This is a genomic window from Arthrobacter sp. R1-13 (genome assembly GCF_054161475.1).
The window spans coordinates 1,825,674-1,842,126 of the sequence record NZ_CP096420.1; the positions used below are offsets into that span (position 1 = coordinate 1,825,674).

At 62.0% G+C, this 16,453-nt stretch carries 12 protein-coding genes; 3 read left to right on the forward strand and 9 right to left on the reverse strand.

Annotated elements, in window-relative coordinates; genetic code table 11:
- Nucleotides 1–4: 4 nt before the first annotated feature.
- The 5 genes from M1D88_RS08360 to M1D88_RS08380 form a co-directional block, all read right to left on the reverse strand.
- Nucleotides 5–673, reverse strand: coding sequence for a lysophospholipid acyltransferase family protein (locus M1D88_RS08360; protein WP_247045276.1), 669 nt, complete (start codon nt 671–673; stop codon nt 5–7).
- Nucleotides 660–1,376: an HAD hydrolase-like protein gene (locus tag M1D88_RS08365; RefSeq protein WP_458114057.1), complete on the reverse strand. Its 717-nt coding sequence runs from the start codon at nt 1,374–1,376 to the stop codon at nt 660–662. Before M1D88_RS08365 ends, M1D88_RS08360 begins: the two co-directional genes overlap by 14 nt.
- Before the next feature lie 109 nt (nt 1,377–1,485).
- Nucleotides 1,486–4,413: an excinuclease ABC subunit UvrA gene (gene uvrA / locus M1D88_RS08370; RefSeq protein WP_458114058.1), complete on the reverse strand. Its 2,928-nt coding sequence runs from the start codon at nt 4,411–4,413 to the stop codon at nt 1,486–1,488.
- A 46-nt stretch (nt 4,414–4,459) separates the two neighbouring features.
- Nucleotides 4,460–4,840, reverse strand: coding sequence for a GntR family transcriptional regulator (locus tag M1D88_RS08375; protein ID WP_458114059.1), 381 nt, complete (start codon nt 4,838–4,840; stop codon nt 4,460–4,462).
- Between the two features lie 99 nt (nt 4,841–4,939).
- Nucleotides 4,940–5,716 (reverse strand): trans-aconitate 2-methyltransferase, encoded by a 777-nt coding sequence (locus M1D88_RS08380; protein ID WP_458114060.1) that lies wholly within the window; start codon nt 5,714–5,716, stop codon nt 4,940–4,942.
- Nucleotides 5,717–5,781: 65 nt separating this feature from the next.
- On the opposite strand from M1D88_RS08380, the gene M1D88_RS08385 reads away from it, so the two are divergent.
- From M1D88_RS08385 to M1D88_RS08395, 3 genes are read left to right on the forward strand one after another with little or no spacing between them, the layout of a single operon-like run.
- Nucleotides 5,782–8,328 carry a DEAD/DEAH box helicase gene (locus tag M1D88_RS08385; protein ID WP_458114061.1) on the forward strand — a complete coding sequence of 849 codons (2,547 nt, stop codon included), beginning with the start codon at nt 5,782–5,784 and terminating at the stop codon, nt 8,326–8,328.
- A 21-nt stretch (nt 8,329–8,349) separates the two neighbouring features.
- Nucleotides 8,350–8,847 (forward strand): N-acetyltransferase family protein, encoded by a 498-nt coding sequence (locus tag M1D88_RS08390; protein WP_458114062.1) that lies wholly within the window; start codon nt 8,350–8,352, stop codon nt 8,845–8,847.
- 52 nt (nt 8,848–8,899) lie between these two features.
- Nucleotides 8,900–10,195: an alpha/beta fold hydrolase gene (locus tag M1D88_RS08395; protein WP_458114472.1), complete on the forward strand. Its 1,296-nt coding sequence runs from the start codon at nt 8,900–8,902 to the stop codon at nt 10,193–10,195.
- A gap of 54 nt (nt 10,196–10,249) precedes the next feature.
- Here the strand turns inward: M1D88_RS08395 and M1D88_RS08400 are convergent, their stop codons facing one another.
- The 4 genes from M1D88_RS08400 to coaE all read right to left on the reverse strand — a co-directional run bounded on the left by M1D88_RS08400 (nt 10,250) and on the right by coaE (nt 16,443).
- Complete coding sequence (locus tag M1D88_RS08400; protein ID WP_458114063.1) at nt 10,250–11,635, reverse strand: MFS transporter; 1,386 nt, start codon at nt 11,633–11,635, stop codon at nt 10,250–10,252.
- A gap of 136 nt (nt 11,636–11,771) precedes the next feature.
- Nucleotides 11,772–12,800, reverse strand: a complete 1,029-nt coding sequence (locus M1D88_RS08405; protein WP_309106866.1) for a TerC family protein — start codon at nt 12,798–12,800, stop codon at nt 11,772–11,774.
- A 252-nt stretch (nt 12,801–13,052) separates the two neighbouring features.
- Nucleotides 13,053–15,152, reverse strand: a complete 2,100-nt coding sequence (gene uvrB, locus M1D88_RS08410) for an excinuclease ABC subunit UvrB (RefSeq protein ID WP_458114064.1) — start codon at nt 15,150–15,152, stop codon at nt 13,053–13,055.
- Nucleotides 15,153–15,216: 64 nt separating this feature from the next.
- A complete protein-coding gene (gene coaE, locus M1D88_RS08415; protein ID WP_458114065.1) occupies nt 15,217–16,443 on the reverse strand; it encodes a dephospho-CoA kinase in 1,227 nt (408 codons plus the stop codon).
- Nucleotides 16,444–16,453 lie beyond the last annotated feature (10 nt).

Sequence of the window (16,453 nt, forward strand, 5' to 3'; positions counted from 1 at the left end):
CAGCTCAGTCGGTGATCTTGCTCTGGTTGTACCCGGAAGCCCGTTCCTGGCCGCTCAGTGCGGCGATGGCGTCCATGATGGTATCGGTGACCTGCCTCCGTGCCGGAAGGGAGTGGTCCGGGCCCGTCTTTTCGAAGTACAGAGGTTCCCCCACCTTCATGGTGAAATGCTGGGGCTTGACCGCGTTGCGGCCGGCAGGTTGAAGGTGTTGGGTTCCGATCAGCCCCACCGGAATAACGGGAGCGCCGGTGGTCAAAGCCAACCAGCCCACTCCTGTACGTCCCCGGTACAAAATGCCGTCCCGGGAGCGTGTTCCCTCCGGGTAGATGCCGATTCCTTTTCCGGATTCGAGGATGTCCAGCAGGGTCTTCAGCGCCTGGACACTCGCGGCCTGTTCGCCACGCTCGACCGGGATGGAGCCAACGGCTTCGAAGAATGACTTCATGACGCGGCCCTTAACGCCGCCGGTTGTAAAGTATTCTGCCTTCGCAAAAAAGGCCACCGGACGGGGCATCAACGCCTGGACAATTACGCTGTCCAGGAAGGACAAGTGATTGGGTGCCACAATAAAGGGGCCGTCAGCAGGAACGTTTTCCAGCCCGATGACAGTGGGACGGCACGATCCTGAAATGAGGCCTCGAGTAGTCCATCGGATTGCATCAAACAATGCCATCGTTGTGCACCTCATTCAGAATGGCTGTCCGGACTTCGTCCAGTCTGTTGATGGTCGCGGCAAGGGCAGCCGAGTCATCGACGATTACCATGGCGCCGGCGTCCTGCAGTTCGCCGTCCAAGGCGAACCCCCATCCAACGCCGATGCAGTCCAGTCCGTTGGCCAGGGCGCCTGCCACGTCCTGGGCGCGATCGCCGACCATTACTGCTGACTGGGTACCCAGATCCGCCAGCGCGGCTGCGACAATTGCATTCTTGCCCCGTGGACCCGACTGTTCAAGCGTTTCGTCTGCTGCGGAACCCCTGGTGGCCTTGAAGAATTCAGCGATCCCGTGATGCTCCAGCACAATCCGCGCGAGGCCCTCCGGTTTTTGGGTGGCAACAGCGATGGGCCTGCCGGCCGATGCATAAGCTTCGACCAAATCGCCGATGCCCGGATACAGCCGGCCTTGGGCAATGCCGCGCTCCAGATAGTACGCGCGATACAGCCTGATGGCTTCCGGGAGCAGCCCTTCGGGGACGCCTGCGACGTTCAACAGAGAATCACTCAGCTTCGGACCGATCATCGCTTTGAGCTCTTCCGGTTCCGGAACCTCAAGGTTGAGCTCAGTCAAAGCGGCGGCGATGCCGTCGGTGATACCACCGGCAGGGTCGACAAGAGTGCCGTCCAGGTCGAAGATTACAGGCACTGTTGAATGAGTCACCGGCTTAGTTTCTCACGACTGCGCACGAGCCTGAAACTCGCATTCCAAGTACGGAATATATCGCGGCCCCACCCGATGCCGAACGGTCTCTGGCTGAGCGTGCGGGGCGTTACCCGAGAATCTCGGCCAGGAAGGTGGCGGTGTAGCTGTCCTTCGACCTTGCGACCTGCTCCGGGGTGCCCGTGGCAATGACCTGCCCGCCGCCGGAACCGCCGTCGGGACCGAGGTCCACAATCCAGTCGGCACTCTTGATGACATCGAGGTTGTGCTCGATGGTAATCACCGTATTGCCTTTGTCCACCAGGCCTTGGAGCACCAGGAGGAGTTTACGGATGTCCTCGAAGTGGAGTCCGGTGGTGGGCTCATCAAGGACATAGACACTGCGCCCGTTGGACCGCTTTTGAAGCTCGGCCGCCAGCTTGACCCGCTGCGCCTCGCCCCCGGAGAGTGTGGTTGCTGGCTGCCCCAGGCGTACGTACCCGAGGCCGACGTCGACCAGGGTGTTCAGGTGCCGGGCAATAGGCGAGAAGGCTGCAAAGAACTCAGCGCCTTCTTCGATGGACATGTTCAGCACGTCTGCGATGGTCTTGCCCTTGTAGTGCACCTCCAACGTTTCCCGGTTGTAGCGGGCGCCATGGCAGACCTCGCAAGGCACGTAGACGTCCGGAAGGAAGTTCATCTCGATCTTGAGCGTTCCATCGCCCGAGCACGCCTCGCAGCGTCCGCCTTTGACGTTGAAGGAGAACCGGCCAGGCATGTAACCCCGGACCTTGGCCTCAGTCGTGTCGGCGAACAGCTTGCGGATGTTGTCGAACACTCCGGTGTACGTCGCGGGGTTGGAGCGGGGTGTCCGGCCGATGGGACTTTGGTCCACGTGCACCACTTTGTCGAGGTGCTCAAGGCCCTGGACGCTCTTGTGCCTGCCGGCAACCTGCTTGGCCCCGTTGAGTTTATTGGCGAGCACCTTGTAAAGGATCTCGTTCACCAAGGTGGACTTTCCTGAACCGCTCACCCCTGTTACTGCAGTCATCAGTCCAAGGGGAAACGCTGCATCCACGTTCACCAGGTTGTTTTCCTTGGCACCGATGACCTTCAGTTCGCGCTTCTTGTCGTATTTCCGGCGTTTCTTCGGAACGTCGATGGATTTGCGTCCGGAAAGGTAGTCACCGGTCAGCGACTTCCTGTTTTCGAGCAAGGCACTGTATGAACCGGAGTGAACAACCTGGCCGCCGTGTTCACCGGCGCCTGGTCCAATGTCCACGATCCAGTCGGCCTCCTGAATGGTGTCCTCGTCATGCTCAACGACAATCAGGGTGTTCCCGAGGTCCCGGAGCCTGGTGAGAGTCTCGATCAGCCTGCGGTTGTCCCGCTGGTGGAGCCCGATGGAGGGCTCATCCAGGACGTAGAGCACCCCCACCAGGCCCGAGCCGATCTGGGTCGCCAGGCGGATACGCTGCGCCTCGCCTCCAGACAGCGTGGCAGAAGGCCGTTCAAGATTGAGGTATTCCAGGCCGACGTCGAGAAGGAAGGTCAGCCGTGCCTGGATTTCCTTGAGCACCTGGTGGGCGATTTGGGCTTCACGGCCGGTCAGGACCAGGTTGTTGAGGAAGTGAGCACATTCGCGCATGGGCAGGGCGGCGACGTCGGCAATGGACTTGCCGTTGATGAGCACGGACAGTGAGGCAGGGTTGAGGCGGGCACCGTTACACACAGGGCACGGGATCTGCCGCATGTATTCCTCGTAGCGGTCACGGGCCCAGTCTGAGTCCGTCTCGCCATGCTTGCGGTGCACATACTGGATGGCACCTTCAAAACCTGTGCTGTACTTCCGCTCGCGGCCGAAGCGGTTACGGTACTGCACCACGACGTTGTGGTCCTTGCCGTGCAGGACGGTCTGCCGTACGTCGGGGGCCAGGTCTTCCCAGGCCGTATCCATGGAGAAGCCAAGTTCATGGGACAAGCCCTCCAGCAGCCGGTTCCAGTACTCCGTGGTGGCTGTGCCGAGCGACCAGGGTGCGATGGCGCCCTGGGAAAGTGACAGCTCAGTGTTCGGGACGATGAGGTCCTCATCCACCTCAAGCTTGGTCCCGATGCCGCTGCACGCCGAACAGGCACCAAAGGGGTTGTTGAAGGAGAACGAGCGCGGTTCGATTTCGTCGATGGCCAAAGGGTGTTCGTTAGGGCAGGCGAGGTGCTCGGAAAACGCTCGAAGCCGGCCGTCATCCGTAGGATCCAGGTCCACGAATTCGGCCAGTACCCTGCCTTCAGCGAGACCCAGGGCCGTTTCGATGGAATCGGTGAGCCGCTGGCTGATGCCTTCCTTGACCACGAGCCGGTCAACAACGACTTCAATGGTGTGCTTGAACTGCTTCCCAAGCTTGGGGGGATCACTCAGTTGCACGAGTTCGCCATCAACGCGGGCGCGTGAATACCCTTTGGCTGTGAGTTCTTTGAAGAGTTCAACAAACTCGCCTTTACGGCCGCGGACCACCGGCGCCAATACCTGGAACCGCGTGCCCTCCCCCAGCTCGAGCAACTGGTCCACGATCTGCTGGGGGGTCTGCTTGGTGACCGGCTCGCCGCAGGTGGGGCAATAAGGACGGCCTACCCTGGCCCAGAGCAAACGCATGTAGTCGTAGATTTCGGTAATGGTGCCCACCGTTGACCGGGGGTTTTTGCTCGTGGACTTCTGGTCGATGGAGACGGCGGGAGAGAGGCCTTCAATGAAGTCAACATCCGGCTTGTCCACTTGACCCAGGAACTGGCGGGCGTACGCGGAGAGCGACTCGACGTATCTGCGCTGCCCTTCGGCGAAGATGGTGTCAAAGGCCAGGGAGGATTTTCCCGAGCCCGAGAGGCCGGTGAAAACGATCATGGCGTCCCTGGGCAGGTCCAGGTCCACGTTCTGCAGATTGTGCTCCCGGGCACCCTTGACTATGAGGCGCGACAGGTCGGGGCGGAGCGGCGTGGCACGGGTGAGCGGCGCTACGGCAGAGTGGACATCAACGGCTGGATCTTCAGCTACGGCTTTAGGCACCCACTAATGCTAATCGAAAACTTCTTCGAATTTCCATGACCTGCCATTATTCCGCATCGTAGGCCGCAGCCAGCAACTGCACGGCAGCGGCAAAGCTGGCCCCCTGTGCTTTTGCCCTCGACGCGTACTCGGCGGCAGCCTCCGAAAGCGAGCTCCAGGCATCATCGCGGGCACACACCACCGTGCCGTTCCTGCCGCGAGTGGCCACCACACCTGCGGCCTCAAGTTCCTTATAGGCCCTCGCGACTGTATGGGGAGCCACGCCCAACTCAGCAGCAAGGCTCCGTACCGCTGGCAATCTCGTGCCAGGCGCAAGCCTGCCGGCGTCGGCCTGCTCAATAACGTTCAGCCGCAGTTGCTCGAAGAGCGGCACCGAGCTGCTGTGGTTGGGTTTCCACGTTCCGGGGAACGCTTCAGCGGCACTCACAGTGTTATCTCCATGATGAGAATTAGATCAGCGTACTTCTGCCTGAACAAGCCGCTGTCCTGCCCTTGAAGAGAATCGTCCGGGCCTCCACAGGGAAACTCAGGCAGGCTTGTGGGCAACCGCGAAGGTCCTTCGGAACGGGAATACGGTGCCATGGCCGGTGGCAGGGTACGCCTGGTCAAGCAAGGCAGAGTATTCGGACTCAAACTCAACTGCTTCGTCGGGCGGCAGCGCCGCCAATATGGGCCTGAGCCCGGCACCCCGGACCCACTCGAGAACGGCATTTTCCCCCTGAAGCACCTGATAATAAGTGGTTTCCCAAGCGTCAGCCTCATAGCCGGCGTCGAGCATCACCTCCAGGTATTCATCAGGTTCTCCCGCTGCGTCGCTGTGGCGGAGAATTCCAGACAGCCTGTCCGCCCAGGACGCCGATTCAGCAAGTTCACGCATCAGGGCATGGGAGGGTGCATTGAAATTGCCGGGCACCTGCAGGGCAAACCACGCCCCGGGTTCAAGGGCGTCCAGCCATTTCTTCAACAGTTCCATGTGACCGGGCACCCACTGGAGGGCTGCGTTGGTGACCACAACGTTGGTCGCGCCAGACGGCACCCATTCCGGAATCTGGCCGAGGCTGAAAGTGAGGTTGGGCAGCACGGTCTCGGCAGCGGCATGACGCAGCATTTCTTCAGAGGAATCCAGCCCGATCACTTCCGCCTTAGGCCAGCGCTGAGCGAGGGTCGCCGTGAGGTTACCCGGGCCGCATCCAAGATCCACCACCACTCGGGGTTTCTCGGCCCGGATGCGCCCCACCAGATCAAAGAACGGCCTGTTGCGGTAGTCGCCGAACTGCACGTACCTCGCCGGATCCCACTTCATAAGTGCCTCGCTCCCCATCGTCTCCGTAACAGCGAGCGTAGCAGCGGGCACTAAGCTGGAAGGCAATGAAACTCGTTGATCAGCTCCCCGTTCCCTCCGCACTTTCTTCCACAGGAGCAGGTCCGGATGCAGACGTGCTGTACAGCCGGTTCGTGGAATGGACGGAGAGCCGCGGACTGGCGCTGTATGAGGCCCAGGATGAAGCCATCATGGAGCTTGCGGCCGGCGCCAATGTCATCCTGGCCACGCCCACCGGATCCGGAAAATCCCTGGTTGCGATCGCGGCGCATTTCCAGGCCATGGCGCGGGGTGAACGGAGCTACTACACAGCGCCCATCAAGGCCCTGGTTTCAGAAAAGTTCTTTGCCCTTTGCGAGATTTTCGGCGCAGATAATGTTGGCATGATCACCGGGGACTCCGGCGTGAACCAGGACGCCCCCATCATCTGCTGCACAGCGGAAATCCTCGCCAACATCGCGTTGCGTGAGGGCGCGGAAGCCGACCTGGGCGCCGTCATCATGGACGAGTTCCACTTCTACTCCGACCCTCAGCGCGGGTGGGCGTGGCAGGTCCCGCTCCTGGAACTTCCCCAGGCCCGGTTCCTGCTGATGTCTGCAACTCTGGGTGATGTCAGCCGTTTTGAGGACAACCTGACGGAACTGACAGGACGCCCGACGACGACCGTCAGTTCCGCTGAACGCCCCATTCCGCTGCACTACTACTATCAGCAGACCCCCGTTCACGAGACCCTGGAGGAGCTGCTCTCCACCAAGCAGGTGCCGGTATACGTCGTGCATTTCAGCCAGCTGGAAGCGATCGACCGCGCCCAGAACCTCATGAGCATCAACGTCTGCACGAGGGATGAAAAGGACAAGATCGCGGAGCTGATCGCGAATTTCCGCTTCGCTGCGGGTTTCGGAAAAACCCTCAACCGCCTGGTGCGCCACGGCATCGGCGTGCACCATGCCGGCATGCTGCCGAAGTACCGGCGCCTCGTGGAGCAACTGGCGCAGGCCGGATTGCTAAAAGTCATCTGCGGCACCGACACCTTGGGAGTGGGGATCAATGTCCCCATCCGCACAGTGCTCCTGACCGCGCTCAGCAAGTACGACGGCGTCCGCACCCGGCTGCTCAATTCCCGGGAGTTCCACCAGATAGCGGGCCGGGCAGGCAGGGCAGGCTACGACACAGCAGGCACCGTGGTGGTCCAGGCACCCGAACACGTCACCGAGAACATCAAAGCCATGGCCAAGGCAACAGCTAAATTCGGAGATGACCAGAAGAAGCTGCGGCAGGTGGTCAAGCGGAAACCGCCGGAAGGATTCGTCTCCTGGGGCGAACCCACGTACAAGCGCCTCGTTGAGTCTGTTCCCGATCCCCTGACATCGAGTTTCGCCGTGACCCACGCCATGCTGATGAACCTGATGGAACGGCCCGGTGATCCTTTCACCGCCACCCGGCGCCTCCTGACCGAAAATCACGAGCCGAGGTCCTCGCAACTGCAGCTCATGAAGAAGGCCCTTGGTATTTACCGGGAGCTGCTGGCCGCGGGCGTAGTGGAACGCATCCCTGAACACGAACAGGGTCCGGACGGCAGAAGTGTCCGGCTCACAGTGCACCTGCAGGCCAACTTTGCCCTGAACCAGCCGCTGTCCCCCTTCGCCCTCGCGGCCCTTGAACTGCTTGATCCGGAGTCGCCGTCGTACGCCCTTGACGTGGTCTCCGTCATCGAAGCCACACTCGAAAAGCCCCGCCAGATCCTCTCCGCCCAGCAAAAGAAGGCGCGCGGCGAAGCGGTGGCCGCGATGAAGGCTGACGGCATTGACTACGACCAGCGCATGGCCATGCTGGAGGAAGTCAGCTATCCGCAGCCGCTTGCGGAGATCCTGGGCGAGGCCTTCGACGTTTACCGCAAGGCAGCACCATGGGTCGGCGATTTTGAGTTGGCACCGAAGTCCGTGGTGCGGGACATGTACGAACGCGCCATGAACTTCGGTGAATTCGTTCAGTTCTACGGGCTGGCCCGTTCTGAAGGCATTGTGCTCCGCTACCTCGCAGACGGATACAAGGCCCTGCGCCAGACGGTGCCGCAGGATGCGTTGAGGGAGGACCTGGAAGATCTCATCGCCTGGCTCGGTGAGCTGGTCCGCCAGGTGGACTCCAGCCTGTTGGACGAATGGGAGGAGCTCACCTCCGGCGCCGCGCCCACTCCGCACGACGCTCCCCCGCCGCCACCTCCGTCATTGACCTCGAACATCCGGGCCTTCCGGGTTATGGTGCGGAACGAGATGTTCCGCCGGGTGGAACTTTTCGCCGATGAAGCCGCCAGTGCCCTCGGGGAGCTCGACGCCGGCACCGGCTGGGACGCCGACCGCTGGGAAGATGTCCTGGACGACTACTTCGACGAGCACGACGACATCGGTACGGGGCCGGATGCCCGCGGCCCGGGACTCCTGATCATCACCGAGGAACCGGGGGTCTGGAAGGTCAGGCAGATCTTTGACGATCCCGCCGGGAACCACGACTGGGGTATTTCGGCCGAAGTGGACCTCGCCGCTTCCGACGAAACAGGGACGGCTGTTGTCCGGGTGACGGACGTCAACAGGCTCTGACTGCCCTAGTATGCTCGGATCATGAGTGTAATCAGGCCCGCCACGGCAAGCGACGTTCCCGCCATCCTGCAAATGATCCACGACCTGGCCATCTACGAAAAAGAACCCGACGCCGTCCGGAACACCCCGGAGATGCTCATGGCGGCGCTCTTCTGCGAGCAGCCAAGCGTATTCGCCACCATGGCTGAAAACGAGGCCGGCGATGTGCAGGGGTTCGCTGTCTGGTTCCTGAACTACTCCACCTGGGAGGGTGTCCACGGCATCTACCTTGAGGATCTCTACGTCACTCCGGATTCCCGGGGCGAAGGCCACGGCAAGGCGCTGCTGCAGTACCTGGCCGACACCGCCGTCGAACGCGGCTATGCGCGCGTGGAGTGGAGCGTGCTCGACTGGAACGAGCCCTCCATCAACTTCTATCGGAAACTCGGGGCCGTGCCTATGGACGGGTGGTCCACGTTCCGCCTCACGGGTAATGCCTTGGAAGCCTTTGCCCGGCAGGAAGCCAGGATCGGTGGCTAAGTTCGCGGCCACTGTCCCGCACCTGGTCAAGGCGAGGCACGAATTCCGTGGCATGCGGACCACCGAGCACTTCTTTGAGCTTCCGCTCGACCACTTTCGCAGCGGCAATAACGGTGAAACGATCACCGTTTTCGCCAGGGAATATGTCTCGTCAGACCACAGTCCGGAAGCCGCCGAAGAATTGCCTTGGCTGATCTACTTTCAGGGCGGGCCCGGCGGCAGGGGCAACCGCTTCACCTCCCTGGGCGGCTGGAGCAAGGCAGCGGCCAAGGATTTCCGCATCCTGATGCTGGATCAGCGGGGAACGGGACTCTCCTCCCCCATTGACCGGAACACCCTGCCTCTCCGCGGGAATCCCCAGGACCAGGCTGAGTACCTGACCCATTTCAGGGCAGATTCCATCGTGGCGGACGCCGAAGCAATCCGGCTTGCCCTCGGTTCGGGTCCCTGGACAGTTTACGGGCAGAGTTACGGCGGTTTCTGTGCCCTGAGCTACCTCTCCCAGGCACCTGCCGGTCTGCGGGAAGTCCTCATCACCGGAGGGCTTCCTCCCTTGTCCGGACCGGCTGAACGTGTCTACCGTGCAACATTCCCCCGGGTCGCAGCCCGGAATGCCGAGTACTTCACCCGGTATCCCGAGGACCGTCCGGTACTGCAACGTATTGCCCGGCATCTTGCCCGCGAGGACGAGCGGCTTCCCAGCGGGGAACGCCTGAGCGTGGAACGTCTCCAGATGGTGGGGTCTTTCCTTGGCGGCAATACCCGGATGGATGCGCTCCACCATTTCTTGGAAGACGCTTTTTCGTCCACACCCGACGGCGACCGCTTGTCCGACACGTTCCTGGAGCAGGTATATTCCCTGGTTTCAAGGGCGTCCGGTCCGCTTTATGCCCTGATGCATGAATCGATCTATGGGCAGGGCGGGCCAACTGACTGGGCTGCTTGGCGGGTCCTTAGGGAGTTTCCTGAATTCCTTCCTGATGCTGACCCTGTCCTGCTTACTGGCGAAATGGTGTACCCGTGGTATTTCGAGCAGGACCAGTCGTTAGTACCCCTGCGGGCTGTGGCGGAGCTCCTGGCCCGAAAAAGCGACTGGAAGCAGCTGTATGACCCTGTCCGCCTGGCCGCCAACACCACGCCTGTGGCCGCTGCCGTGTACGCGGAGGATATCTACGTGGACAGGGAGCTTTCATTAGAGACGGCGGCCGCCGTGCGCGGACTCCAGGTCTGGGAGACAGCCGACTTCCACCACGATGGCATTGCCGACGACGGCGAGGCCATCTTCCGGCGGCTCCTGGGCATGGTCCGGTCGGTCCGGCCCGCCGCCCTGTCAGCCATCCGCACCTGATTTCAGCCGGCTTATCCCGGCTTGTCTGTGCCGACGCTGCGTTCGGGCCCCGCCCTAACCAGAGGCTATCTTGCTGCCCTGCTGGGTCTTGGTCCTTTCGGCGAGGATCCTGGCAACGGCGGCGGCAAGCACGGCCGCAGCCACCAGCCCGCCAGCCATGTTGAGTCCCTGATAGCCCACCCAGCTCAGGACAAGGCCTGAGAATGCCCCGCCCACAGCGCCCGCCATACCCATGAGCATGTCCGATGTTCCTTGAACGACGATCCGCTCCCCCGGGCTGACACTCTCGGCCAGCAGGGTTGATCCTGCGATGCTTGCCGCCGACCAGCCTAGCCCCAGGAGAACCAGTCCGATGGCCACTGATGTGGTGGAGGCGTGGCCGAGACCGGAAACCATGACGGCCGCTACAAGTGTCAGATATCCCAAGGCGATGGTTTGGATCCGCCCGGCCTTATCCGTCAGCCAGCCCATCACAGGGGACAGGGCAAACATCCCCGCGATGTGCAGGGAAATCGTGATTCCGATAATCACCAGGACATCCCCGCCGGCAGAATGATCGGAATGGGACACCCCGGGCCCCGCCACCAGGTCCTGCAGGTGCAGGGGTGTCATGGACATGACGCCGACCATCACTGCGTGGGCACCCACCACAGCGGCAAGGGCAAGGATTGCCGCAGGTGAGCTCCGCACGGCACGCAGCCCCCGAGCCAGCGAACCGCGCCTGGCAGTCCCCGGTGTCTGCTGGCCCGCGGAAGGCGGACCCGCCTGCTGGGCAGCATCGGCGGCTTGGGCGGTGTCGGCTGCTGCCAATCGCCGCGCAAGCAGCAGCGGGTCAGGACGGAGTCCCACCAGCAGCAGGGCTGCGGCCAGAAGGAGTCCGGCCGCTGAAATAACAAATGGCCCTGCGATGGGCGGCAAACCCAGCGCCTGGCCGACGACGGCCCCTGGCTGGATCAGGTTGGGCCCGGCAACGGCGCCGACGGTTATGGCCCACACCACCGCCGACAGGGCGCGGCCGCGGTGTTCTGAGTCGGCAAGGTCGACGGCGGCAAACCTGGCCTGAAGGTTCGAGGCTGCGCCCACTCCAACCCCGGCAGCACCCAGGATGAGCAGCACGAAAATTCCGGTGACAACTGAGAGCACCATCAGCAGCGTGCCCGCGAGGGCGGTGGCAAGCCCTGAGACGAGGCCGATCCGTCGTCCCCGGCGATCGGCGAGTGAGGCCAGCGGCAAGGCCGCCAGCGCAGCCGCAAGGGTCATCACGGTTGCCACAGACCCTGCCCAGGCGTTGGAACCGGAGAGGTCCACTGCCAGCAGGGAGCCGATGGAAACGGTGGCTCCTGTGACGATTGCGCTAAGAAGCTGTGCCGATCCGAGGATTAGGACTGTGCGGCGCTGTACCTGTATGACAGTGGGTTCGGCCTTGGAGGAGGTAGCCATTCTCAGAGCATAGACCGCAAGGGCACAACCTGACAGGCCGCTCGGCGTGCCGGCTGCATGCCCCTGAAAAAGAACAACCCCGGCCATGGGAGTGGCCGGGGTTGCAGATGAATCTCAATGCTGTGGGGCGTGACCCTTAGTCGACGTCGCTCAGGCTTTTCCGTGAGTCTTCCTCGAGGCGTGCGTCCAGCTTTGCCTTGGTGGCCTTGGAGCTGACAAGGCTGGCGATGACCGCAACCACGATAGTGCCTACGATTACTGCCAGGGAGACGTACGTGGGGATCTCGGGTGCCCATTCGATGTGGTGGCCGCCGTTGATGAACGGAAGCTCATTGACGTGCATGGCGTGGAGAATAAGCTTGACGCCAATGAATGCCAGGATGACCGAGAGTGCGTGCTTGAGGTAGATGAGCCTGTTCATCAGCCCGCCGAGCAGGAAGTAGAGCTGACGGAGTCCCATCAGGGCGAAGATGTTGGCCGTGAAGACGATGAAGGCGCTCTGGGTCAGGCCGAAGATTGCCGGGATGGAGTCCACAGCGAAGAGCAGGTCCGTCATGCCGATCGTCACAAAGACGATGAGCATCGGCGTGAAGACCTTCTTGCCGTCAACCACGGTACGCAGCTTGCCGCCGTCGAACTTCTCGGACATGGGAAGCACCTTGCGGATCCGGGCGATCAGCGGGTTCTCGGTTTCTTCCTCATCCTCGCCCTCGTCCGTGGCCTGCTTCCAGGCAGTCCACAGCAGGAAGGCACCGAAGATGTAGAACACCCAGCTGAACTGTTCGATCACGATGGCGCCGAGCAGAATGAAGATGCCTCGCAGGATGAGGGCGATGATGATGCCCACCATGAGGACTTCCTGCTGGTACTTCCGGGGCACCGAGAAGCGGGCCATGATGATGATGAAGACGAAGAGGTTATCGATGCTGAGGCTGTATTCCGTTACCCAGCCTGCTACGAACTGGCCGCCGTATTCCGGACCGGCAAACGCGAACATGCATCCGGCGAAAACGAGCGCCAATGCGACGTAGAAGGTGACCCACAGGCCGGCTTCCTTCATCGAGGGTTCATGCGGCCGCTTAACCACCAGCAGCAGGTCGAAAAGCAGGATGACACCGAGGACGATGAAGGAACCGATCTCAAACCAGACGGGAAGTGTGGGCACGGGTGCTACCTTTCGCAGGGTACAAAAAAATGGTGTAAGTCTCTCCGGCTGACCGCGCACTTTGTGCTGAATGGCCGCCCGCTACACCCGGCAAGGCGTCTGTGCCTTGCGTGTTGACGTTCGTAGCGCTTGGGATACTCCCCTACGTCAGAACAACTTTACCTTACCGTCCCGCGTGCCCGTCACCCGGACGTGACCTTTGGGCAGCGCACGTGACCTAAACGTGACCTGAGCGATATCGAGAAGCGCCCGCTAGGCGTGCCCGGCGGCCTGCATCTGGCGGAGTTCCTTCTTCAGGTCCCCGACTTCGTCGCGGATGCGTGCAGCCAGTTCAAACTGCAGTTCGGCTGCGGCAGCATGCATCTGCTCGGTCAGCTGTTCGATCAGACCAACGAGATCCTCTGCCGGAGCAGCAGCCAGGCCGTCCGCCCTGACAGTGGCCGGACCCTTTCCGGCAGGCTTTCCACGCTTGGCGCCCTTTGCCAGGCGGTTGTTGTTCAAGAGCTCCTGGGTGTCGGCGTCTTCCTTGGCAAGCTGGTCGGTAATGTCCGCGATCTTCTTCCGCAGTGGCTGCGGGTCGATGCCTTTTTCGGTGTTGTAGGCCACCTGGATCTCCCGGCGCCGGTTTGTTTCGTCGATTGCCTTCGCCATGGAGTCGGTAATGCGGTCCGCGTACATATGGACCTGACCGGAGACGTTACGGGCGGCGCGCCCAATTGTCTGGATGAGTGAGGTGGCGGAGCGAAGGAAGCCTTCCTTGTCTGCATCCAGGATGCTCACGAGGGAAACCTCGGGCAGGTCCAGGCCTTCGCGAAGGAGGTTGATGCCCACCAGGACGTCGAAGCTGCCCATGCGCAACTCCCGCAACAGTTCCACACGCCGGAGCGTGTCGACATCCGAGTGAAGGTACTGGACCTTGACGCCATGACCGAGCAGGTAGTCAGTGAGGTCCTCGGCCATACGTTTGGTCAGCGTGGTGACCAGCACACGTTCGTTCTTCTCCACGCGGGTCTTGATTTCGCCCAGGAGATCGTCGATCTGGCCCTTGGTGGGCTTGACGATAACTTCCGGATCGATCAGACCGGTGGGACGGATGATCTGCTGCACATAGCCGTCGGCTTTGCCGAGTTCGTACTTGCCGGGAGTGGCGGACAGATAGACGGTCTGGCCGACTCTTTCGAGGAACTCGTCCCATTTCAGCGGCCGGTTGTCCATTGCTGACGGCAACCGGAAGCCGAAGTCCACGAGGTTCCGCTTTCGCGACATATCGCCCTCATACATCGCGCCGATCTGGGGCACGGTGACGTGGGATTCATCGATAACAAGCAGGAAGTCATCAGGGAAGTAGTCAAGGAGGCAGTGGGGGGCGGTCCCGCGGGCGCGGCCGTCAATGTGAGCGGAGTAGTTCTCGATGCCGTTGCAGAAGCCCATCTGCTGCATCATTTCCAGATCATAAGTGGTCCGCATGCGAAGCCGTTGGGCCTCCACGAGCTTGTTCTGGCTTTCCAGTAATTGCAGGCGTTCCGCGAGTTCGTCTTCGATTCGCTTGATCGCCCGAGCCATCCGCTCAGGTCCCGCCACGTAGTGTGAGGCCGGGAAGACATACATTTCCTCTTCGTCCCGGATCACCTCTCCGGTCAGCGGATGCAGGGTGTGGATGGCCTCGATCTCATCGCCGAAAAATTCTATCCGGATGGCCAGTTCCTCGTACATCGGGATGATTTCCACCGTGTCGCCGCGGACCCGGAAAGTGCCGCGATGGAAGTCCATATCGTTGCGCGCGTACTGCATGGAGACGAACTTCCGGAGCAGATCGTCGCGGTTCATTTCGGCTCCCTTGCGGAGCGTCACCATTCCCGCGATGTATTCCTCGGGGGTGCCAAGGCCATAAATGCAGGAAACCGTTGCCACAACGATCACGTCCCGGCGGGTCAGCAGGGCGTTGGTAGCTGAGTGACGGAGCCGTTCAACTTCCTCATTGATGGAAGAGTCCTTCTCGATGAAGGTGTCCGTCTGCGCCACATAGGCCTCGGGCTGGTAGTAGTCGTAGTAGGAGACGAAATACTCCACCGCATTGTTTGGCAGCAGTTCGCGGAATTCGTTGGCGAGCTGGGCCGCAAGGGTCTTGTTCTGCACCATCACCAAGGTGGGCCGCTGGATCTGTTCTATCAGCCACGCCGTGGTGGCGCTCTTGCCGGTACCCGTCGCGCCCAGGAGCACAACGTCCTTCTCGCCGTTCCTGATGCGCTCCGTCAGTTCCGCAATGGCTGCCGGCTGATCACCGGCAGGCTTGAACTCACTGATGACCTCGAACGGGGCCACGACACGGTTAATTTCCTGCGCAAGACTCATGGTTCTAATCTACCGCCGGCCAGGGACATGGAAAGCGCGCCTCAGGACAGGCACTGTCCGCAATCTATGTATTCACCCTTGAGGCGTACGACGGCGGCCTCCAGCCGCTGCGCTTCACCCACCGCTCCATCCCCGGGTCGGCGACCTCCGTGAACCAGGCTTCCTTGTCCACTGCATAGCCAACCGTGGACGTGTCGTTCGCATGGAGGGCGGCCACCCTGCGCTTCTCGGCGCGGTACGCCTCCAGCGCTGAGGCATCTGCTCTGAGCCAGTCGCGGAAGCACAGCGCATAGCGCCATCCCGGGGAGCCGGCCGCCCGAATGTGGAGGTTCACATCCTGGCCCGGATCAGCGTTGCCGTGCAGTCTTTTCCGCCACTCGGAGGGATGCGGGGAGGACGGCCTGGGGTGGTCGGCCAAGACATCAGGAAAAGGTGGAAAACCAGCGCCCGCGAGCAGCGGCGAAATACGGTCGGCGGTTTCCAGGTCCTCCACCGCGAGCTGAAGATCAATGACATCCTTGGCTTCCAAGCCCGGGATGGCAGTGGAGCCGACATGGTCAATGGCCACCACATCATCGGGTGCCGCTGCCTTGATGCGGGCCATCAGCAGGGCAGCCTGCCTGCTCCAGTCCGGATTGGGTGCCACGAGGACGGGTCCTCCCGTCCGGGGAGCCCGGAGTCCATGCTCCAGGTTCTCCGCGAAGGGAACCAGCCTGTCCCGCCATAAGCGGTCTACTTGCTGCAGGAGCGCCTCTGGGGGGCCGGAATTGTCCAGGACGACGTCCGCTGCGGCGAGGCGGACTTCCCGGGACGCCTGAGCCGCCATCCGGGCAGCTGCTTCCGGCTCGCTCATTTGGCGGTACTTCATCATGCGGCGGACACGCACGTCGTCGGGAGCATCGACCACAACCACCAGATGGAACGCCGCTCCCTGGCCGCTCTCGACGAGGAGCGGGATGTCCTGGACCACAACTGCGCCCTGGGGCGCTGCAGTGGCCATAGCCGCCGCCTGTTCCCTGACAAGGGGATGGACAATGCCATTCAAGACCGCCAGCTGTTGCGGGTTGCCGAAGACGACGGCGGCCAGCTTTGCCCTGTCGAGCCGGCCCTCCTCCCCCAGCATCCCGGGCCCGAACGCATCCACCACCCGGGCCAGGCCCTGGGTTCCGGGTTCGACCACTTCACGGGCCAGCGCATCGGCATCGATGACAACTGCTCCGAGCTCACGCAAGCGCGTTGCCACCACTGACTTCCCCGAGGCGATTCCGCCCGTCAATCCAATCTTCAGCACTCCACCAGAC